At 47.1% G+C, this 23530-nt stretch carries 15 protein-coding genes; 6 read left to right on the top strand and 9 right to left on the bottom strand.

Translation table 11 applies throughout. The features are described from left to right. Window positions 1-40: 40 nt before the first annotated feature. From ACO0LE_RS04425 to ACO0LE_RS04415, 3 genes are all read right to left on the bottom strand, one after another. Window positions 41-1897, bottom strand: coding sequence for a glycoside hydrolase family 28 protein (locus ACO0LE_RS04425; protein WP_422959200.1), 1857 nt, complete (start codon window positions 1895-1897; stop codon window positions 41-43). Window positions 1898-2060: 163 nt separating this feature from the next. Continuing rightward, window positions 2061-4754, bottom strand: coding sequence for a TonB-dependent receptor plug domain-containing protein (locus ACO0LE_RS04420; RefSeq protein WP_422959199.1), 2694 nt, complete (start codon window positions 4752-4754; stop codon window positions 2061-2063). A gap of 232 nt (window positions 4755-4986) precedes the next feature. After that, a complete protein-coding gene (locus ACO0LE_RS04415; RefSeq protein WP_422959198.1) occupies window positions 4987-5688 on the bottom strand; it encodes a FadR/GntR family transcriptional regulator in 702 nt (233 codons plus the stop codon). Between the two features lie 356 nt (window positions 5689-6044). On the opposite strand from ACO0LE_RS04415, the gene garD reads away from it, so the two are divergent. Further along, the gene (garD, locus tag ACO0LE_RS04410; RefSeq protein ID WP_422959197.1) at window positions 6045-7598 is read left to right on the top strand and encodes a galactarate dehydratase; all 1554 of its coding nucleotides are present in this window, start codon (window positions 6045-6047) and stop codon (window positions 7596-7598) included. A gap of 86 nt (window positions 7599-7684) precedes the next feature. Continuing rightward, window positions 7685-8506: an NAD-dependent epimerase/dehydratase family protein gene (locus tag ACO0LE_RS04405; protein WP_422959196.1), complete on the top strand. Its 822-nt coding sequence runs from the start codon at window positions 7685-7687 to the stop codon at window positions 8504-8506. A gap of 52 nt (window positions 8507-8558) precedes the next feature. On the opposite strand, the gene ACO0LE_RS04400 is transcribed toward ACO0LE_RS04405, so the two are convergent. The 4 genes from ACO0LE_RS04400 to ACO0LE_RS04385 form a co-directional block, all read right to left on the bottom strand. Next, window positions 8559-9455 (bottom strand): aldo/keto reductase, encoded by an 897-nt coding sequence (locus ACO0LE_RS04400; RefSeq protein ID WP_422959195.1) that lies wholly within the window; start codon window positions 9453-9455, stop codon window positions 8559-8561. Window positions 9456-9517: 62 nt separating this feature from the next. Further along, complete coding sequence (locus ACO0LE_RS04395) at window positions 9518-10900, bottom strand: NAD-dependent succinate-semialdehyde dehydrogenase (RefSeq protein ID WP_422959194.1); 1383 nt, start codon at window positions 10898-10900, stop codon at window positions 9518-9520. Between the two features lie 74 nt (window positions 10901-10974). After that, window positions 10975-11271 (bottom strand): hypothetical protein, encoded by a 297-nt coding sequence (locus ACO0LE_RS04390; RefSeq protein WP_422959193.1) that lies wholly within the window; start codon window positions 11269-11271, stop codon window positions 10975-10977. A 91-nt stretch (window positions 11272-11362) separates the two neighbouring features. Continuing rightward, window positions 11363-11812, bottom strand: coding sequence for a response regulator (locus ACO0LE_RS04385; protein ID WP_422959192.1), 450 nt, complete (start codon window positions 11810-11812; stop codon window positions 11363-11365). 282 nt (window positions 11813-12094) lie between these two features. Between ACO0LE_RS04385 and ACO0LE_RS04380 the strand changes: the two genes are divergently transcribed. Beyond that, complete coding sequence (locus tag ACO0LE_RS04380) at window positions 12095-14626, top strand: cation-translocating P-type ATPase (protein WP_422959191.1); 2532 nt, start codon at window positions 12095-12097, stop codon at window positions 14624-14626. A gap of 109 nt (window positions 14627-14735) precedes the next feature. Here ACO0LE_RS04380 and ACO0LE_RS04375 read toward each other — a convergent pair whose 3' ends face one another. Then, entirely contained in the window at window positions 14736-16499 is a 1764-nt protein-coding gene (locus ACO0LE_RS04375; protein WP_422959190.1) for a methyl-accepting chemotaxis protein, read from the bottom strand. A gap of 424 nt (window positions 16500-16923) precedes the next feature. Between ACO0LE_RS04375 and ACO0LE_RS04370 the strand changes: the two genes are divergently transcribed. From ACO0LE_RS04370 to ACO0LE_RS04360, 3 genes are all read left to right on the top strand, one after another. Beyond that, on the top strand, window positions 16924-17535 hold the full coding sequence (locus tag ACO0LE_RS04370) for an ANTAR domain-containing response regulator (RefSeq protein ID WP_422959189.1): 612 nt from the start codon (window positions 16924-16926) through the stop codon (window positions 17533-17535). Between the two features lie 380 nt (window positions 17536-17915). Beyond that, a complete protein-coding gene (locus tag ACO0LE_RS04365; RefSeq protein WP_422959188.1) occupies window positions 17916-18953 on the top strand; it encodes an HD domain-containing phosphohydrolase in 1038 nt (345 codons plus the stop codon). 82 nt (window positions 18954-19035) lie between these two features. Then, window positions 19036-22332: a response regulator gene (locus ACO0LE_RS04360; protein ID WP_422959187.1), complete on the top strand. Its 3297-nt coding sequence runs from the start codon at window positions 19036-19038 to the stop codon at window positions 22330-22332. Here the strand turns inward: ACO0LE_RS04360 and ACO0LE_RS04355 are convergent. Next, complete coding sequence (locus tag ACO0LE_RS04355) at window positions 22319-23350, bottom strand: MerR family transcriptional regulator (protein ID WP_422959186.1); 1032 nt, start codon at window positions 23348-23350, stop codon at window positions 22319-22321. The genes ACO0LE_RS04360 and ACO0LE_RS04355 overlap by 14 nt on opposite strands. Window positions 23351-23530: the final 180 nt, after the last annotated feature.

Here is a 23530-nt window from a genome sequence, read left to right as displayed (position 1 = left end):
GGGATTCTTGAACGGACTTTCAAGAATCCCGTCACCACATTTAGACGGACAGTGTTTTATTAAGAACGGTATTGCCGATCTTGACGTTTTTCAGGGTTAACCCCTTGACGTTATAGAGATAATACGGATTAGCCGCATTCACGGGATTGCCTAAATCACAGTCGCTGATCGTAACATTGGTCACCGGCAGAATCGCCGGCGCTGGCTGGGATTTTCCATTGTAATCCGAGCTGACCGGGCCAAGAATCACAATCGCCTGATAGCAGGAAAATTGCCCGTCCTTTGTCTCCACATTGGCGACCTTCACATTAGAAATATGAATATCCGACACCACAGGTGGACGCGTTCTGACGTTATCATTATTCGGATCGTAGCCGCAATCAATCGTGATAACGCCACCTGCTGAGGTAGCAACCGATTTATTCGGAATCAGGGAGCCTGGCAAAGTCGAATAAAAAGCAGGTGTCGTCCGTATGCCGTTAGGAATCGTCACATTACGGATATGCAAGTTGCGCAAGAAACCGCCGCGGCTCATATTCGACTTGAGACGAATAGCGATATTCAGCGGATCTGTCTTCCAGTGACTATTCTCAAACACGAGATTCTGTGCAAAGACGTTTTGAATACCGCCGGACATGATACTGCCGAAGGTCATTGCCCCATGACCGCTATGCATTTTGCACTCTTGAATAACGATATTTTGCGAAGGACCAAATTGAATGTCCGGTCCTTTTCCAGAATCGACAGCGATACAATCGTCACCCGTGTTAAACGTGCAGCCGTTTATCAGTACATGATCGCAGGATTCAGGATCGAAGCCATCGCTGTTCGGCCCCATACTATTTGCATAGATATGATCGACGCGCATGTTCTTGCAATTAACAGGATTGTGCTGCCAGAACGGCGTATTCGTTGTCTGATAGCCTTGAAACAAGACATTGGTGCAGCTAATAAATTGCACCATATGCGGACGTAAATAATGTCCATGACCAAAGACGCGTTTTTCTAGCGGCACACGCGCTTCTGCCAGGGCGCGCAAATACGCCGAATCACGTCGCCACCGATCGCCTTCACCTTGTATCATGGCTATTTCTTCGGCACTGAGTTGGGGCGCAATAGCAGCTAGCGAAGTCGGGTTATTTGGATTCACTGACTCTTCAGTCCGGCCCTTGAGATGCGGAATATACTGAGCACCGTCACCAGCGGCGATATCACCGGAACTGCTCGGTTTTTGCCGACCTTTCCAAGACCACCAGCACTCTTGCTGCTCATTCCAGTCGACTCCGGCCTGACCATCTAAAATACTGGTCCAGTCCTCGCCGGTTAAGGCAATATTATTCTGGCCGTGGGCATATACCAGTGATGAAAAATTCAGGCAGTCATTGCCTTCCCAGCGAGTGATCGATAACTTTCCGTTCGCACCACAATCAAAATTGCCATATTTCGCGTAATCATCGGGATTATTACTAAAGTAAATATGGGCACCCGCTTGTAAATGCACATGAACGTTTGAACGCAATACGATAGGCCCGGCACAATACCAGTCACCTTTCGGAATCACGACCCGACCACCGCCTGCCTGATGGCAAGCGGCAATCGCTGCCTTGATTGCAGGGTAGCAATCGTACGCACCGGATACTGGCGTCTGCATCGCGGCTTTTTCAACGAACGAAACCCAAGCCCTGATCGCTATTGTTTTACACGGCTGTGCATCAAAGCGGGTGATCACAAAATCTTCATTACGAAATTTTAAGGGCTTACTCACCCGATCAATAATGGCTTGCGCCTGCTTCCATGGATCTTGTTTTGCCGCTGCCGCCATCACACTGAGCGGTGCACTGCTTGCCAGGGCCAGGCTGGTAGCTGACATGGTTTGTAAAAAACTTCTACGCTTCATACTCAATTTCATACCTGGTTTCATACTCGGCACACTTTTCGTTTGATCGTTCTGCGTTGTGACGCCATGCCCCCGAACCGGAATTCGAGGGGGGAGGCTCTTGCTGCTCATCATACAAACCTCAGACATTGCCCGGACATCATTGACATATCCGGGTAATGGATCAGAAGTTGTAAGTCATACGAGCATTGAAAGCACGGCCAATCGGACTGGCTGCACTGCTCAGATAGCCGTATGTATAAGCGCTATGGTTTGTCAGAGGTGGTTTGACATTCAGCAAATTCGTGATCCCTGCTGCCAGCGTCATATTTTTAAAACCACGATAAGTGCCTGTCAGGTTCCAGACAGAATACGGCTCGATATCACGGAAATATTGTGCCGCAACCAGATTCTGATCGTGATAACCCGTGTTGTAGTTCTCGGTCAATTGAGCAGTCCAGTCACCTTTGCTCCAGCGCATTGCCAGCGTATGTTTCCAGCGGAATGTCAGGATAGGGAAACTACTGGTCGTACCGTTACTTGCAACACCGAAACGACCGATATTGGAAATATAGGCACTGTCTTTTTCAAGCTGATTATCAAACTGTGTCAGGTAGGTACCATCGAGTTTAAAGTTGAAATCACCGTAAGCAGTTTTCGGGATGCTATAAGTGAGACCAACGTCGATACCGCTGGCTTTTTGTCCACCCAGATTCATCGTGATGTTCTTGATGTAATTCAGTGAGCCATCTGCATTGCGGACAAACAGATCTGCATATTTAGTTGGATTCAGAAAGTACACTTGCTCAGGCAAATTCGCCAGCATGTCTTTCATTTCAATATGCCAGTAATCAAATGAGGCTGTGAAATTTTTCATCGGTTCAACCACTAGACCTAAAGTGGCACCGCGTGAAGTCTCCGGTACCAGATCAGGATTGCTACCGGTCTGGCGTGGCAAGGCGACATTACAGACCGCCGATGCAACCAAACCCGGTAAGGCTTTACCTGTACCCGCAACGCCTGGCGTGCCACCTGGACATTGCACAGGATCATCCCATTTTGATGCGGTCGTCGTATTTGCACCGGCGACACGATAGCCATACCGGTCAAACAAAGTCGGTGCGCGGAAACCAGTATTGGCGGAGCCACGGAACATCAGTGTTTTAGTTGGTTCGTAACGGAAGCTGGCTTTAGGATTGATGGTATTACCAAAATCACTGAAATGATCATCACGCACCGCCACGTTAAAACTCAATTGTTTGGTGACCGGGATTTCCATTTCCGCATATAGCGCAGCGACATTACGTGACCCCTGACCATGTGACGGGCCAGATGCGGCATAGGTCACTACCGAGGTAATATCAGTTTTTGTATCTTCGGTCGTATCACGATGCAAATCACCACCAATCGCCAAGGTCAAAGGACCGCCCGCTAATTGTGTAAGTTCCTTGGTCACTGTCAGATCAAGGCCGGTATAGGTACTAATTGAATGCCTGTTGAGTGCACCATCAACGGAAATGCTGTTCAGATAAGCAAGGCCGGTAGCATCCTGCAAACCAAAAGGATTCAAGCTACCGTTCGCAATTCCTTTCAATAGGCCAGGACCGTTCACATATCCAGATTCATAGTAATTGTCACGCTGGCTATGACCATATACAAACCCAGCTTTATAATCCCACCCGGCAAAACTGCCTTCGTCACTCACGCCGATGCGTTGATTGACCTGAACGTCCTTTGTAGTAGCTTCACCAAGATCAGCGACGCTCCAGGTGACAGTCAAAGGCTCACCTTTCAGGCCTGCGACTGCCGGTACACCGCCGCTACCGCCCGGATACCACTTGCTGGTAGATGGCAGTAATGCGCTGACGCCGTTTGCCGCGAGACTGGTTGTCGGATTTTTAGTACCGAGAATGAATTCCTGACCCCTTGAATAATCGATGCTGATGGTGTGATCTTCACTGAGTTTTTTTGTGCCTCTCGCGTAGAACGTAACTTGTTCATTACCGTACAAAGCGGTACCGTACTGATTCGCATTGATTACGCAAGTGTTCTTCGCACCCTGTATTGAGTAAGGAGCAGCGCAGCCGGATGTGTAATACGGATTTGCCGCATTCTTATTCGTTGCCGTAGTGAAGTTCGCCGGATAAGCATAACCGCCGCTCGCAAGTGTTGGAGCGCGACCGATACTTGTTAGAATATCGGCATTACTCAGGTCGGTACGGTCAGAGGCGAGCAGGCGGCTTCTGCGATGTCCGTCTGCGGTTGCAAATACATTCCAGCCATCCGTTTGCAAATCACCCGCACCAACGATAAAACTAAAGCGCTGCTCATCAGCACCACCAGTTTTTTCAGGCTTGACCATCTGCGCAGAGACAGAAGCACCTTTGAAGGTTTTCTTTGTGATGAAGTTCACCACGCCACCAATCGCATCAGAACCATAGATCGACGATGCACCATCACGCAGAATTTCGACGCGATCAATAGCACTCATCGGCAATACGTCAAGATTCGCGTAGCCGTCAGCAATCGCCTCGTTTGCCAGGCGGCGGCCATTCAGCAATACCAGAGTACGATTAACGCCCAGGCCGCGCAAATTGATATTCGTCCCGGAACCGGCATTCGATGGGGCAAGTGAGCTAGATTCAGGCAAAGCCATCATCAGATCTGCCAGCGTCGTCATGCCACGCTTGTCAATTTCGTCCGAATTGATCATTGTCACTGGTAAAGAAGCTTCACTGGCGAGTCGCTTGATGGATGAGCCTGTGACTTCAACACGTTGTACTTCCTGCGCCTGCACCTGGCTGGCCAGCGTCAGGACAGCCAATGTGACTGCCGACAAGGTAAAAGCTGGCTTTTGCCGGTTGTTAGATTGTTTCATTTTGTCTCCTTCTAATTTTCTTCGTGAAGTTCTTATGTCCAGTCAGCACTGGATCACTAGTCGGAGCACCTCGCGTACTCTGTGCCACTGCAACGAGGACGAGAGCAAGGTCTCATCGAGGTCGCAGCCGGTCAAAATAGAAAACCCCTACACGGACAATCTGTCGCAAATTATCTGGTTTTGCTTTGACTGGATTCCCGCTTTACTGCCTATATTCTTTACTGACTCTCTTTTATCCTCTTGAAAAAGTTCGCGTCACTCTTTCTAAATGGGCTCGCATCGCGCGCCTGGCTTCTGCCGGGTCATGCGCAGCGATTGCCTCGAGAATATTCCGGTGATCGGTCAGTGTTTGCTGACGTAACTCCTCAGTTTGAAAATGTTCTTTTAACTTATGCCAGAGACGACCACGCTGATCCCACAGATATTCAATGGTGCCAACTAATGCACTGTTACCCGTTGCTCTGGCGATTGATAAATGGAAATTACGATCCGCCTGTTCGTTGCTCGAATAATTGGCGTGATTTTTTTCCATTTCCAGCACCGCTTTTAAAATCGCATCGATCGCTGAATCCGTCGCAACTCTGGCGGCAATCGCAGCAACTTCCGACTCGATCAGGCGACGGGCTGATAACACCTCAAACGGACCAGGCCCTACTTCCGGCAGATCTGCGGGCACATCAGGTTTTTCACTGACATACACACCAGAACCGCCACGTACTTCAATCACTCCACCCAACTCCAGCGCAATCAAGGCTTCCCGCAAGGACGCACGGCTGACACTGAGCTTGGCCGCCAGATCCCTCTCAGATGGCAGGCGCTCACCGGGCCCTATCTGTTCATCTGCAATCAAACCCTGAATCCGGTCGGCGACAACGCGATACAAACGCGGCTCATGCACACCGGATTCACCAGGGAGGCTATTTTTTTTCAACATGATTCCAACTTTTAAAAAGTAAAAGAATGCATCCGGTCAGGCCATTCTAATTTGGTCAGACCAAATTTGCAATGTGGACTAGCCAGATATTTTTTTTGGTGGCATACTCGCCACAACATTTAAAATAAATCGCGCAGATTATTGCATCGTTTCTTAAGAAAAACGTCTATTGCGCTGAGTTATTTTCTGGTTTTCATAGGAAGAATGAACAAGGCACGCGAATTTGTTGTAATTAGTCCCAGATGAAACAAAATGACAGAAAAATTTATCTGGTATGACCAATTACTGCAATTACATCGGGTGGTTTAAATAATTCTTACAAATCAGGAAATAATTATGATCAAGGGAATCAGAAAATGACGAACGCCACCGGAAAAAACCCTCTGTACATCCAGATGCATGGCAATGACAATGTTGCGATTGTGGCTAACGATGGAGGACTTCCTGCTGGCACCATTTTCCCTTGTGGTCTGGCACTCATAGAAAATGTCCCTCAGGGTCACAAGCTGGCCTTAGTCGATATTAATGCCGGGGCGGCGATCATTCGCTATAACGTCACCATTGGTTACGCAGTCAGGCTGATTAAACAGGGTTGCTGGATCGAAGAATCCCTGGTGCAGCTGCCTCCGGCAAGAGGCTTAGAGGATTTGCCTATCGGCACACGCAAAGCCCCTGCCTCAGATCCATTAGAAGGTTACAGTTTTCAGGGTTATCGTAATGCCGATGGCTCGGTCGGTACGCGAAATATTCTGGCGATTACGACCACCGTTCAATGTGTGGCGGGCGTTGTCGAACATGCCGTCAAGCGCATCAAAGCAGAGTTACTGCCCCATTATCCGCATGTCGATGATGTCATCGGTCTGGAGCACACTTATGGCTGCGGCGTCGCGATTGATGCACCAAACGCCATGATTCCTATCCGCACGGTGCGCAATATCAGTCTGAATCCGAACTTTGGCGGGCAAGCCATGGTGGTGAGTCTGGGATGTGAAAAACTTCAGCCCACCCGCCTGTTCCCGAAGGGATCGATCCCCATACAGAACGGCGGCGACCCTGTCGTAGTTTGCTTGCAGGATCAGGAACATGTCGGTTTTGAATCAATGATCAACTCGATCATGTCAACAGCAAAAAAACAACTTACCGAGTTGAATAAGCGCCGGCGCGTAACTTGTCCGGCCTCAGATCTGGTAGTAGGCGTGCAGTGCGGTGGCAGCGATGCTTTTTCTGGCGTGACGGCAAACCCCGCAGTAGGCTTCGCTACCGACCTGCTGATACGGGCTGGCGCCTCCGTGATGTTTTCAGAAGTAACCGAGGTGCGCGACGGCATCGATCAACTAACCTCGCGAGCGGAAAATCCCGAAGTCGCCGCGGCAATGATCCGGGAAATGCAGTGGTATGACGATTATCTGAAGCGAGGCGGCGTCGATCGTAGTGCCAACACGACTCCCGGCAATAAAAAAGGTGGGCTGTCAAATATCGTAGAAAAAGCCATGGGATCGATTGTCAAATCCGGAAGCAGCACGATATCCGGCGTGCTTTCGCCAGGAGACAAACTCACGCAAAAGGGACTGATTTATGCAGCGACACCTGCCAGCGATTTTATTTGCGGCACGCTGCAACTAGCGGCGGGAATGAATCTCCATGTATTCACTACCGGTCGCGGAACACCCTACGGCCTTGCCGCCGTGCCGGTAGTAAAAGTCGCTACAAGGAATGAATTAGCCAGTCGCTGGCATGATCTGATGGATATCAACGCTGGCCGGATCGCCAGCGGGGAAGCCAGTATCGCGGATGTAGGCTGGGAATTGTTTCAGTTGCTGCTCGATGTCGCCAGCGGTAAAGAAACCTGGGCCGAACATTGGAAGTTGCATAATGCGTTAGTGCTATTCAACCCCGCACCGATCACCTAAATGCATGCGGCTTCAACTCACACCGCAGCCACAGCTGCTATATTTATCTACTCTCTTTGACCATGATTGAATCGCACGGGATTTTTATGACTACGCCTAGCTCACCTAAACCTTTTAAACGCATTTTACTCACTGGCGCTGCCGGCGGTCTGGGAAAAATTTTACGCGAACGGGTGAAAGACTGGGCTGACATCGTGCGCCTGAGTGACATCAGCGATCTCGGCACAGCGGCACCTGGCGAAGAAATTGTGCAATGCGACCTGTCGGATAAGGCAGCGGTCATTGCAATGATGGATGGCGTTGACGTGGTCTTGCACTTCGGCGGGATCTCGACGGAATCGAATTTCGAAGCCATCATGCATGCAAACATTCAGGGCACCTACAATATCTATGAAGCGGTGCATAAGGCAAATGTGAAGCGCGTGATTTTTGCGAGCTCCAATCACACCGTCGGCTACTACAAAACGACCGATGTCATCGATGCCGATATGCCGCCTCGCCCGGACGGCATGTACGGTATCAGCAAATGTTTTGGCGAATCCCTGTCACGCTATTACTATGATCGCTTCGGCATTGAGACCGTATGTATTCGCATCGGTTCCTCATTCCCTGCGCCGCAAAACCGCCGGATGATGGTGACCTACTTTAGCTATGACGATCTGGTCGAATTGCTACGCTGTTCAATTTTCACCCCCAAAGTCGGCCATACCATCACATTTGGCGTATCGAATAATCCGGCAAGCTGGTGGGACAACACAAAAGCGGCGCATCTGGGTTTTCAGGCAAAAGACAGCTCACTGTCATTCGCAGAGAATTTCCCTGACAGCGGCGCCTATCCGGCTGCCGACGATATTACAACGACCTATCAGGGCGGCGCTTTTTTACTGACTGGACCACAATATAAATAAGGCCGCAATCTCTGAATAATCGCTCGTTTCGTGCCGGCGATTATTGTGGCTCTCAATGCGGCATCTTGTTGCGTTTAAACAGGGCGTTTCCGTCACGATTGAGTGAGTCAAATTCTGCTTTACTCAACGCTATGTTTACTGCATCAATATTTTGTTCCAGATGCGTGACTTGAGAAGTCCCGGGAATCGGCAATATCACAGGACTTCGCTGCAATAGCCAAGCAAGTGCAATCTGGCTGTGGTGGGCATCATGCGACTTTGCAATCTGATCAAGTACAGAGCCATTCTTCGTCAGTTCACCGGCAGCAAGCGGATACCACGGTATAAATCCGATTCCGTGTTGCGTACAGTAGTCGAGCACATCTTCGCTAGTTCTATCGATGAGGTTATATCGATTTTGTACTGTCGCCACTGTAAAATAACGAGATGCTTCCTCGATGTCTTCAATGCCAACCTCGCTAAGTCCCGCATTCGCAATGATTCCGTCAGCAATCAGCGACTTGATTGCATCAAACTGTTCATCACGAGGTACTTTAGGATCAATGCGATGTAGTTGCCACAGCCCGATTTGCTCTACCCCAAGATGTCGCAAACTTTTCAGAGCCTGCTGTCGCAAATATTCTGGACGACCAAGCATTTCCCATGCGTCAGGACCACTGCGGGTCAAACCCGCTTTCGTCGCCACTAGCAAGCCTTTATAGGGATGTAATGCCTCACGGATCAGTGACTCAGACACATCTGGTCCATAGGAATCGGCAGTATCAATAAAATTTACACCAAGTTCTGGCAGACGCCGTAATGTCCGCATCACCTCGGCTTTATTCTGTGGATCACCCCATACGCCTTTACCAGTAATCTGCATCGCCCCATAACCAAGACGGTGTATTGTAAAAGTACCGATGGTGAACGTACCTGATTTTCCTGCATCCGGTTCCGTTGTACTTGTCATAGTTACCCCTTAGTGTGCTTTAGTTCACATTCACGTCGCATAAAGTACGTCAATCATCTGATTTATGCTGGCGCATCAAGCGCCTGGACACGTATCAGTTTTTTATTTACAAACTCCTGAATACCTAGACTCGATAACTCTCTACCGTAACCAGAATTTTTTACCCCGCCAAATGGCAGATCCGGACTGGTCCAAGTCGGGTGATTAATAAATACCATCCCCGTATCGATGCTACTTGCGATCCGCTTTGCCCGCTCGATATCTTGGGTAAATACAGACCCACCCAAACCAAATTCAGAGTCATTCGCTAAAGCAATCGCCTCATCTTCATCTTTCACACGGAAGAACATCGCGACAGGGCCAAAGAACTCTTCGTTGTAAGCAGGATTTCCACGTGCAATATTTGTCAAAATCGTAGGCTCCATAAAAAATCCCGGCCGATCAATCCGTTTCCCGCCCATGACTAAGGTCGCCCCCGCAGTAACCGCCCGCGCTACTTGCTCAAGGAGTTTAAGAAGTGCGGATTCGGTAGACAAGGGACCTAATGTTGTAGCGCTTTCCATGGGATCGCCAGGAACTAATGCACGTAAAGCTTTTTGAAAGCTCGCTATGAATCCATCAGCTACCGACTCAACAAGAATAAATCGCTTTGCAGCAACACAGCATTGCCCAGTGTTATTCATCTTTGCCCATATCGCCCAATATACTGCGCGATCCAGATCTGCGTCTTCGAGTACGATGAATACGTCGCTGCCACCTAATTCCATCGTTGATTTCTTCAGGTTCTTCCCGGCACGTTCTGCGACGGACCTACCGGCCTCAACGCTACCCGTCAGAGCAACACCCTTAATACGCCGGTCATCAATCACCCGATTGACCTGATCGTATGAAATAAAGAGGTTTGTATACAGTCCCTCCGGCGCGCCGGCATCGAGCCATAACTGCTCAAATGCCAGCGCACACTGAGGTACGCATGCCGCATGTTTCACCATCACGACATTGCCTGCCATCAGATTGGGGGCCGTAAAGCGTGCCAACTGGTAATAAGGAAAGTTCCATGGCTGCACACCAAATAAAATACCAAGGGGACTATTCTCTATATAGGCGGATCCTAAACTGGGCGTCAATATATGTGGTGCCAGAAATTCAGCGGCATTCTCCGCGTAGTACTCAATAATATCGGCACTAACAAGAACCTCTCCTCTGGCCTGCTCTAATAATTTACCCATTTCCATCGTAACAGGTCTCGCAAATTCGTCGATGCGCTCGCGCATTAAGCCAGCCGCTTTGACTAAAATTGCGGATCGTTCCGAGTAACTTGTTTTGCGCCAAAGAGTAAAACAATCGCTTGCTGTTTCAACATGCTTTTCTAACTCAATATAGTTTAATTGATTAAAAATATTGGTTACTTGTCCTGTATTTGGATTGATGCTTTGATAGCTCATAGTAGCTTTTGGTAATTTGAAAATACATTGCGATAAATAGAAACAGACGGCACAAAAACTAAATTTGTAATAGCCTAACTGGATGTCTTTTTTTCTGCCGTCGAATGAGAGGGCGTGTGCGTTCGTGCGTGGATGCGTGCCGCTTCGTCGCTCTGCTGCAGGGCATCTAAAGCATGTCCGTGAGCAATGTGAGCATGAAATGTTGCTGCCTCAAACTGACCGGATTCAAAGTGTTTTGCAGCTTCTAAGTGATAACGTGAAGCGTGTTCATGGAAGCGTGCCGCTGCCTGATGATGCTCACTCAATTCAATTAATTTAGGTGCTTGCTTGATGTGATGCGTTGCTTCCACTTTGGCGTGAGTCTTGTTCATCTTGATTCCTTTATAAGGTCGCTCGGGATCAATGGAGAGTATGGTTAAAGTGCTTCTGGTTCGGTTCGCTGCCCAACATAGTATGAAGTTTTTATTGTTGCCCCAAGCCGCCAAAGACAATCGGTGCATCCATCAAGTGGTGGGACACCAGTAAGCCCTCTATTTTTTTTCTGAGGCTATTAGCTTTAAATGGCTTCACCAGATAACTATCCGCGCCTGCATTGACGGCCGAGATGATGTCCTCTGTTTTTGCTTGCGCAGTTACCATAAGAATGGGGATATGGTTCATCCCGTCTAACTGGCGCACTTCCCTGATGAACTCCAGACCAGTCATCATTGGCATCGTGGAGTCGGAAATAATGAAATCAATCGGTGCACCGATCAGTAATGCCGCTTTAATTGAAAGCAATGCCTTTTCACCGTTATCCGACAAAGAGATTTTCAGATAACCAAGTTCTTTCAATAGAGCAACGATGATTTTCTGCATGACATCGGAATCATTTACGACAAGAAAATGAATTTTATTCTTTGTCGGAACCATGGAACCGTCTCCCATTTTTTAATAGTACTTGTCAGAACTATGTTTTGATATTTCTGTTAAAGGCGATTAATGCCTCTTCTGTTTGTACTCAGATGTCACTGCCTGATGTGGGCATTGCCCATCGCCTGTTGCACTCATCTTCTTAGAGATTGCTTTAGCTCAAAGCCAATAGATCAATCAATTCGTACCATAAGAGAAAATAAAAAATGCGTCTGTGCGCTAACGAGCGGATTCATGATCGGCAGACCGTTACTCTTGGTGTATCCACATTAGTGAGCACTCATGACAGACTTTAATTCACCCCATCAGGGACTCAGTGACGTACAAATTGCCGAACAACGCGACTCAGGTGGCTTTAATGAATTGGTCACATCCAAGCCGGGAACCATTCTGCATTTAGTCAAAGATATCGTCACTGAGCCCATGTTTCTGTTGTTGCTCGCTTGCGGCGGTATTTATATGGCGCTCGGCAATTTAAGTGAAGCGTTGATGCTGCTTGCGTTTGTCTTCGTCGTTATGGCAATGACTTTTTTTCAGCAACGGCGCACAGAGCGGTCGCTCGATGCACTGAGGGATCTTTCCAGCCCACAGGCGCTGGTCATCCGTAATAAGCAGCTTCAAAAAATTGATGGTCGGGAGCTGGTATATGGTGACATCGTCTTACTATCGGAAGGAGACCGTGTTCCTGCTGATATTGTGATACTTGATACGACCAATTTGACCGTCGATGAATCGATGCTAACGGGTGAATCCGTTCCTGTACTTAAGCAAGCAATCGAAACACAATCTGCCAGCCAAAATAAGGATGAATATCAAGCAATCAATCTGGTGTACTCCGGCACTTTGGTAACTCGGGGAACTGCGACGGGACGGGTCACCGCAATTGGTCAGCAAAGTGCGTTAGGAAAAATTGGGCTATCACTTACTGGCATTACCCAACAAAATACGCCTATCCAGAAAGAAACCGCTCTGGTCGTGAAACGGGTAGCCGTCGTCGGACTATTACTCGCATGCGTATTGGCTTTGGTGTATTGGCTCAAGCTAGGAGATTGGTTACATGGGGTACTGGCTGGACTGACCCTAGCAATGGCCGTATTACCTGAAGAACTTCCTGTTATTTTGACGATATTTTTAGGACTGGGTGCATGGCGTTTAGCCAAAGAGAAAGTATTGGCACGAAGTATTCCAGCTATCGAGTTATTGGGAGCAACCACTATATTGTGTGTCGATAAAACAGGAACCCTTACCACCAACCGCATGGCAGTGAGACGTTTGCAATTGCAAGAAGAGATTTTTGATTTCCATGCAAAGCAAACACAAACACTACAGGAAAATTTGCACGAAACTTTAGAATTCGCGATTCTGGCGAGTCATCGTCGCGCTTTTGATCCGATGGAAACAGCGATTGCCAACGCAGGAAAGACATTGCTGTCGAATACGGAACACCTACATACAAACTGGACACTCATTGATGACTATCCGCTGTCACATGAGATGCTGGCAATGTCTCGCGTATGGCAGTCACCCGATCAAAGTGCGTATTTGATTGCGGCGAAAGGTGCGCCAGAAGCGATTATTGATTTATGTCATCTACATGAACAAGATCGTACGCGTATTACAGAGCAGGTATTACAAATGGCCGCCGATGGCCTGCGTGTACTCGGCGTAGCTCGCGCTGAATTCCATGAAAAAAAACTACCTGAAATTCAGCATGATTTTGATTTTGAATTTCTGGGTTTGGTCGGTTTAGAAGATCCTGTCAGGGACGATGTTGCCACTGCCATTCAAGAATGTCATGAAGCTGGCATTCGGGTTGTTATGATAACTGGCGATCATCCGGCAACGGCACTATCGATTGCCAAACAAGCAGGTTTAGCAACTGGTGGCGACCTGATCACAGGAACCGAACTATCGACGATAAGTGATGAGGATCTTCAGAAAAAACTAATGGGGACAGATATTTTTTGCCGGGTTCAGCCAGATCAAAAACTACGTCTCGTCAATGCGTATCGTGCGCATGGCGAAATTGTTGCGATGACTGGTGATGGCGTGAATGACGCTCCGGCATTAAAGGCTGCCAACATTGGTGTGGCGATGGGTGCGCGTGGTACCGACGTCGCCCGTGAGGCGGCCGCATTGGTTTTATTGAATGACGATTTTTCTTCGTTAGTGACCGCCGTCAGATACGGACGCCGCGTATTCAGTAATTTAAAGAAAGCGATTGTTTTTGTGGTAGCTGTCCATGTTCCGATAGTGGGGTTATCTCTGATACCCGTGCTACTGGGATGGCCAATGTTATTAATGCCCGTACACGTACTGAGTCTGCAATTGATCATTGATCCTGCCTGCTCTGTCATCTTCGAGGCTGAGCCACAAGATACCGACAATATGAAGAATCCACCCCGGTCATCGAGTACTCGCCTATTTGATAAAAAAGTGGTGTATCGCGGATTATGGCAGGGTGCTGGTTTGCTGTTAACTCTGATCGGACTCTTCGCCTGGGCTCGTGCATCGGGCAACTCCGATGATAGCGCTAGAGCGCTGACTTTCTTTGTATTGGTATTATCTAACCTAGGACTGATTCTGGCAAACCGCTCGCTCAACCAGCCTGCGTGGACAATACTAAGAATCAAAAATCCTTATTTCTGGAAAATTGTCGTCGCAGCTATAGTGGCACTGACACTGATCATGACAATACCGTTTCTCGCCCATCTATTTTCGTTTAGCGCGCCAAGCACCGCGATGTATGGGTTTGGAGTAGGGGTTGTTGTGCTCAACACATTTTGGTTTGAATGCGTCAAAAAATTTGCTTAGTCGACTACGAATACAAAAAAGCCTCAACAGCAGACTACCGAGGCTTTTCGATTATGATTAAATTTTAGGCGGAATTACCAATAACAACGAGCGCCCATTGCTATCTCTATTAAAATTCAGCCCAGTCGCCCTCAGCAGTACTATGCGAAAACCGAGCTGCTTTGGTTGGAGCAACAGCAACTAATGGCTGGCGAGCAATTGTATTTGCCTTTGGACGCTGTGGTGCAGGGCGTGGTTTTGTTGCAGATGCGCTGACTTCCTTCTTAGAGTTCCTAACCGAATTTGTTAGTTTTTCTGGGTCGCTCCGAACTAAGTGATTAACGCTAGCTTGATCAATCTTAAACACGCTAACTACGTCTGCCTGAGTTCGCGCCTGATCCTGCATGGACTCTGACGCTGCTGCAATTTCCTCAACTAATGCAGAATTTTGCTGCGTCACATTATCCATTTCTATAACTGCCTGATTGATTTGATCAATCCCTGCAGATTGTTCTACACTAGCCGCACTGATTTCTTCCATGATATCTGTAACTCGCTTCACGCTCGTGACGACCTCGTCCATGGTTTGGCCAGCCTGATCGACAAGTGCGCTACCGATCTTTACCTGCTCCACCGAATTGGCGATAAGCGTTTTAATTTCCTTTGCTGCCGTTGCTGACCGTTGCGCCAGATTACGCACCTCAGACGCGACAACAGCGAATCCTCGTCCTTGTTCACCAGCACGAGCCGCTTCCACCGCTGCGTTTAACGCCAGAATATTCGTCTGAAACGCAATGTCATCGATGACGCTAATAATGTCGACGACTTTATTGGATGACTCAGTAATCGAACCCATGGTACCGACCACTTGCGAAACCACTTGCCCACCTTTCACCGCAACTTCCGAAGCGCTCCGGGCAAGTTGATTGGCCTGCCGAGAGTTATCTGAATTTTGTTTAACTGTACTCGTCAGTTCTTCCATTGACGAGGCCGTTTCCTCCAGGGCGCTAGCCTGACGCTCAGTGCGAGAAGAAAGGTCTTGGTTTCCAGATGCAATCTGCGCGGAAGCGGTCGCAATCACATCAGTACCTGAACGCACTTCGCCGACAATTTTGACCAAACTTTCGTTCATTGTCTTTAGCGCCCTGAGTAGATTACCAATCTCGTCTTTGGCTTCAACTTCAAATGTTGTTGTGAGATCACCTTTGGCAACTGTTTCGGCAATGTGTAATGCGCGATTAACCGGTACCAGAATGCTGCGAGTAATTAACCAGGCAATCAATATGCTCACAAGCACAGCAACGGTACCTATACCGATCATGAGATACGTTCCCCATTTTGCTGTGTGCTCGGCTTCGGCAGCAGCGTCTAACATTAAGTTCTCTTGAAATTTGATCAGCTCTTCTAGAGTGGCAAAATAAGCAAGCTGCGCAGGTCTGGCTAGTTTGAACAACAGGTCGCGTGCCTCGTCTTTTTTGCCCTCATTAACGAGCTGTATTACTTGATCGCGAGCAGAAGCAAATGCTTTACGCTTATCAACGAGATCTTGAAATAACGAAATAGCCTTAGGCGCTCGTATGAGCTTACCGATCTTATCTAAGTCCTCTGAGACTTCTTTTGACGTTTTATGTATTGACTCGATCTCTGATTTAATCTCGGCATCGTCTGTCATTAAGAGAATATTGCGCAGGTTTCTTGCCTGCAGATTGACTGCGCTTTTAGCGTCATTTAAGACATCAATTTTATGGTAGCGATCGTTGACCGTCAGATCAATTTCGGTATTGATCAGCGTCAATAGCGACGCACCGATTATAACGATCACGACTAACAAACCAATAACAAATGCGAAACCCAAGCTTAAGCGCACGCCGATTTTTAAGTTAGAGATACCCATTTTAAGCTCCCGTTAACACCGATATGTAAGACACTCTTCGCTTGCGAGACATGTGACAGACTACCGGCATATCATATCAAAAAAATATTTAGATTATTTAAATACAACACCGCATGTAACTGATGTAGAAAAACGCGAGTGGATTTAATTGAAATGCTTGATTGGCGGGGTGTGGGCCGTAGAGAATGGAGATGCCAATGACAGGGTTTAAGTCCTTTAGCACTCTTATGTGTTTCTTACAGGTATTATATTAGCTGAAAATCTGGCGTAAAGAAGTTAAAACATTGTGATATCTCAAAGAATTTTCTCGGATAGATTGTTCCTTTTAGGCCACAGTATCATAACGAACCAACGTGTATGATCAAACTCATTCGGCATCGCATAAGACGCGTCTCGTAACGTTCCATTTTCTCTGCAAATCATCATGTCACCTATCAAGAAACCTGGTAAAAATATCCTAATAGTTGATGACGACCAGGTAACGCTCATGCTGTTAAGTCAAATTCTGGAGAATTCTGGCTACGGGATAACGCAGGCCCGATGTGGCGAAGATGCGTTAAACATCGTGATGATGAGTGAGCCTGATCTTGCATTACTAGATGTCAACATGCCTGGAATGTCTGGCCTGGATTTAGCAAAGCGCCTTCAGATTGAGACTGATGTACCCTTCATGTTTTTGTCCGCGAGTACTGACCACGATATTATCAAACAAGGAATTAGCTATGGCGCCGTTGGATATCTGGTAAAGCCGGTCGACACTGTCAATTTAATTCCAACGTTAGAAGCAAGCCTTGCTCGCGCATCAGAGATCAAACAGTTACGAAAATCGGAACTAAGTCTCACGTCAGCTCTGGCGTCCGGAAGAGAAACTAGCATGGCAGTCGGCGTATTAATGGCGAAATTTCAGACTGACAGGCATGCGGCGTTTGATGCTCTGAGAGCGCATGCACGCGCCAATCGCAAGACAATCAGCGATGTTGCAAACGAACTCTTGCTTGCTGAAGAAACTATCAATCAGTTTAAAAAAATATTTTGATCACCGACTAAATCAACCATTGTTCCTCCTGGCTCTGGATCGGATTTTTTCCGTCGGTCGAGATGTCTTAGCAGAATAAATATCGTAATCGTGAACAATCATTAAATTACATTTCCTCAAGAGAATTTGCTGATAAGATGAATTCATTCATTTAGTTTCTTATAGCATTAAGACACTCTGCCCCGTCTCTTAACGCTTACACCAGTTCAAGTCAGTCGCCCATCCCCCGCGACGATGTTGTGTCTTATCGGCCCATTCCATGCCGAAGCCAAACCCCACTATTTAACTCTGACGTTACCGAGGATGTCGTTACGATGTCTTGTTCACATCTGATGCTTTTGCACGATGCAGGGTGTCGCACAATTTTGAGGATAACAATAATGAAATCGACCGTCCTGATCGTGGATGACAACGACATTAACTTAATGCTGCTGTCGGCTTTGGCAGAGTCAGTCACCAGCTTAACGCCCGTCACATTTAGCGATCCTGTCAAGGCGGTGGAATGGTGCAACAGCAATACGCCAGATTTAATTCTGGTCGACTACATGATGCCTGAGCTAAACGGACATGAGTTCATCAAAATCGTCCGGCAATTCACTCATTGCGCGAGCATTCCCATAGTGATGGTTACTACTGAAAATGAGAAAAAAATTCGTCATATAGCACTCAATATCGGAGCGACAGAATTTATTGCCAAACCAGTTGATGTCCCAGAATGCCGAAGTCGAATCAGAAATCTACTCGCGTTGCGTCATGCCCAAACTTTGTTAGAAGATAAGGCAAAACTACTACAGCATGAAGTAGAAAAAGCAACGCAAGACATTCGCCAAAGAGAGCGTGAGCTAGTTATACGGCTCTCGAAAGCAGCCGAGTACCGAGATCCAGAGACTGGAGCCCATGTCCAGCGCATGGCGCATTACTCAAAACTGATCGCCCGATCATTAGGTTTATCGGAAGAATTCCAGCAAATGATTCTGGATGCAGCGCCAATGCACGACGTAGGTAAGTTGGCAACACCTGACTACATCTTGCTGAAACCAGGGAAACTCGACGATGAGGAAATGGCCATCATGCGTCGTCACGCAACGATTGGAGCCCAAATTCTGGGCGGTAGTGATGCGCCAATCATTCAACTCGGTGAGGAAATCGCTGGAAGTCATCACGAAAAATTTGATGGCAGCGGCTACCCGTTAAAACTCGTCGGGGAACAAATTCCGTTGTCTGGACGGATCGTCGCCGTCGCGGATGTCTTTGATGCGCTGGTCTCTGAACGGCCTTACAAGAAGCCCTGGCCAATTGACGATGCTCGCCAATATATCATCAACAATTCTGGCAAACACTTCTGTCCAAAATGTGTGGATGCGTTTCTCAATGCCTGGAACGGAGTATTGGAAATTAAAAATAAATTTGCAGATTAGAAATATTTTATAACTCCGGTTACCTGCTTATATGTTGTAACAGGCAAGTACCCCTCTCTCATCTATGTCATATGGCTGACCTATGAAAATTGCTAGAGCACGGTTTCGTCACCAAATAATTCTGGCCATCATCACGTCGCTGGCAGTGATCTGTACGATCGTTTCTTTCGAGCTTTACCGAAGCCGGGAAAGCTACATCCATGAGGCTAATTTTCGGACGAAAGTTCATGCACAAATTTTTGCAGAATACTCATCTTCAAACGTGAAACGCCTAGATGAGACCTTATTAGACCTCAGAGCAAACTGGAAAGGTGAATGGAAAGGTTTTGCGGAAGTTGTGCGACACAGGCAAGAAATCATCCAGGATATTTCCTTTCAGGTCGCTGTCATAAATACAGATGGCATCCTTGAATTTTCCAATCTCGCCAAACCCACGGATAGAACGGACTTAAGTCAAAGGCAGCATTTTTTAGTACATAAAGACTCGCCGCATTTAGACAATCTGTTTATTAGCAAACCGGTAAAAGGAAAAGTATCAGGTAAATGGTCAATTCAATTTACCAGACCGATTCTAAAAAACGGGGCGTTTAACGGCGTATTAGTCATTTCGGTCAATCCAGATATTTTTACTAATTTTGCAAAAAAACTCGATCTTCGTTCTGACGAAATTATTGCAGTGGTCCGAGACAGTGGCGATCTTATTGCCCGATATCCGGCAACAGTAAACGAAAGCAAGCAACTGATTGACGTCAGCTCCGCTCGAGACCTGACTGGCAGCTACCAGCGAGTTTCTCCAATTGATGGAGTAGACCGAATTATCGGCTACTACCGTTTACCAGAACTACAAACCATTTTTTTCAACGGCGAAACTGTCGACACTGTTCTGCAGCCCTATTACCGTCATAGAAGAAACATTCTGACGATTGCTGTCGGTTTGTGTCTGTTGGGTTCGCTATTGGTTAGCTTACTATTTAGAACACTGACTGCAAAAAGAAAAATCGAGCACCAATTGATCGAACGTGAAGAAATACTGCGGCACTCCCAAGAGGTTGGGCGAATTGGTAGTTTTTCATTTGATTTGTCTTCAAACCAGTTCACTTGTTCCGAAACCATGGAGGAAATTTTAGGGTTGATTCCAGGCAGAAGCAAGGACTATGAGGCATGGCTAGGAATCATTCATCCCGATCACGTAGCGATGGTGAATAATTCAATACAAAAGGTATTGGTAAGTGGTTCTACCTTCAGCAACGAATACCGAATCATTCGCCCAATTGATGGGAAAGAATGCTGGATTCATGCATTGGGCAAGGTTGATTATAGTACGTCTCAGCGGGCAAAAAGAATGCTTGGCGTAGTTCTGGAAATTACCGAGCGTAAGCGCTACGAAGCAGAATTGATGGAAGCAAAAGAAATGGCGGAAGCAGCAAGTATTGCGAAGAGCCTATTTCTAGCATCCATGTCGCACGAGATCCGAACACCAATGAACGGTATTATCGGGATGACAGAATTAGCATTAGATACAAATTTGACCGAGGAACAGCGTGACTACCTCAATATGATTAAAACCTCGTCAGATTCGCTGCTACATATTATCAACGACATTCTAGATTCCTCAAAAATTGAGGCGGGAAAAATTGTCATTGAAAATACAACGTTCGAACTCGCGGATCTTCTCGAAGAAGCTATTAGACCCCTAGCAATACAGGCAGAGAAGAAAGGCCTTGAACTCATTACTGATTTCCAAATTGAAGATTGCCGCCGGCTCATCGGAGATGCAGGTCGGCTCAAACAGATTTTGTTTAATATCATAGGTAACGCAGTAAAGTTCACTAATAAAGGTGAAATTTCCATACAGGTAACCCATGAATTCATTGCGGATGCAGGTATTCAGCTTCACTTTAAGATCTCTGATACTGGCATCGGGATTGCAAAAGATAAAATTAAATCTGTCTTTGATATGTTCTCTCAGGCAGATAATTCGATTACGCGTAAATATGGCGGCACAGGCTTAGGGCTTTCTATTTCGTCTAAATTAGTTGAATTAATGGGTGGAAAAATTTGGGTGAGCAGTACTCCCGGACGTGGCAGCACATTCAATTTCACTACGCAATTCAAAGCAGCCAATACCGATCATTATCGTCCGTCGTCAGCTCATCTACCACGACTAACGATATTAGTCGCTGACGATAACACTTCACATCTGCAATTTTTGGTCGATACCTTACACAAGTGGTATATGACGACAATCTGTGTCGATAACGGAGATCAGGCTCTGACTGAACTTATCCGTTCAATTGACACTACAGATCCTTACGACATGGTAATTTTTGACGCCCATATGCCTGGGATCAAGTGGTTTGAAGTCGTTGAGGCATGTAGGGCAACACCTGCACTCATAAAGTTGCCATTTCTCTTGCTGACTTCGAATATTGATCATCAAGATACAGACCGATGCCGACTGTTAGGTATTGAGACTCGGTTACCGAAGCCATTCACTTCAATAGAGTTGAAAGCAGCAATTTACAACTCACTACAAGAATCGAATACCACAACCAAGTATAAAACTAACCCTGAGCCTACGATCTCGATGACTTCACCGTCGCTACATATTTTGGTTGCGGAGGACAATCCTATCAACCAGCGGGTTGCTACTACTATCTTGAAAAAATCTGGGCATGATGTGACGCTTTGCGAGACTGGTGAAGAAGCATTAAGACTCATAGGCGAACATCATTTCGATGTCGTTTTGATGGATATGCAAATGCCGGTCATGAGTGGAGTCGATGCCACTCTAGCCATTCGAGAAAGCGAACTGCACACGGGAGATCACCTTCCTATTATTGCGATGACAGCAAATGCCATGCAAGGGGATAGAGATCTTTGCATCAGCTCTGGTATGGATGCCTATTTATCTAAACCTATTCATGCTGATGAATTGCTGATGGCTATCGGTTCTATACTAGCTAACAAATCAGAGACTGCACCTAACACACAATTTCAATTAGTGAAATCGCCCTCGATTACAATCTCAGACTTCGACTATGCCACCGGGTTGAGTAAAATGGATGTAGGGATCATCCGTATTGTCGGTAGCCTTGCGCTCACTACAATACCAACTCACGTAAATGATATTGCTGCCGCACTCTTTCAACATCAATTAGATGAAGCTCTGCGAACTGCGCACACTTTAAAAGGCGTCATCGGTTATTTTGGAGCGGAACCTATATCTGATATCGCAAAAAAAATAGAGCTCAGCTGTAAAGAGAAAAAACTTAATGAGGCAATACAGCTCCAGCAAATTTTACAAGGTGAGGTAAATGCCTTTTTACCTCACCTAAAGAAACTGGTTGATGCGCTAAAACCTGTTATCCATTTGTAGTAAGAGCTCTTAATGTAGTTCGGGTGGGCGGGACATGTATTCCCTCAGCGGTGGCAACCCGCAGCAGAGCACCCTCCAGAAGTGCTCTCGCGTGTCCCGCGGTGTGCTGCAAATCTAAATGTAGCGCTGCGTCCTCTGGCCCACGATTGGCACACTCCGCACTGTAACGTTCAAAAGCGCTAATACTCAATACCAGTTCAACCAAATGGCGCGGGCACTCGCAATACACAGTGTTAGAAGAATTAGCCAAGGCAATTAAACCTTGTTCGTCAAAGCGAGGAGGCGCCGGAACGCTTGCAATCGCCGGTGGTACCGAAGCGGCGATCTTTGATTCAATTGACGGGATACGCAACAACGCACGGCATAAAGCTTCGATTTCTACCGCGTCCGAGGGTGCTCTGGCGACTTCAAAACCGGCTAAGCGCAAACGTCTTATTACCGCACTTGGTGCAAATCGATACAACACAATAACCTGCGTGGCACCACAAGCATTTTTAACGCTGGCAATCGCATCTTGGGAAGCTTCATTCAAAATCGGAAATTCTGTTACCAGAATATCAGCAGCCACGCGTTGGTGTGGATTGCTTGCGTCCGTCAAATTAACAAAGCGCTCAACAATCACAAGGGCACTATCATCCAAGGTATGTTCAAACTGACGGGAAGATAGCAGCGGACCTACCAATATAACGCGCGAAGAGCGCGCTGAAACCTCACCGTTGTCACGAGGTGCCTCTAAGGTTTTGGTGGCACTGCGCATTGCGATCAGTGCGTCCGTTGACATTGTGGCAATAGACCCGATGGGATGTCCCATATCAACCAATTGTTTAATCAATGCCAAGCGACGGATTTCTGCAGACGAATACAACCGTTGCCCACTGGAGCTCATGCTTGGCCCCACGACTTTATATCGGCGCTCCCAGACTCGTAAGGTTTCGACCGGAACCCCGGCGAGGCGAGCCGCAACGCCACTGCGGTATGTTGGGGTATGCGGGTCATTAGCGGTATTGGTCGTGTTCATCATTGGCTCCTATTGAGATTAACCAGTTCACTTTATTCAAAGAATATAGATTTGAACCGATTTATATCACATATTACGATTCATTGACTGGACAAACAAGAGAAATAAGCCTAAATTAACCATGCAGGTTCAACTATTTGATTTTTTTAGGGACAACTATGAGACAACATGCGACTCTTA

Source organism: Undibacterium sp. Xuan67W, from assembly GCF_049340165.1.
Taxonomy (GTDB): Bacteria; Pseudomonadota; Gammaproteobacteria; order Burkholderiales; family Burkholderiaceae_D; genus Undibacterium.
This window is presented reverse-complemented; position numbering and strand designations above follow the sequence as displayed.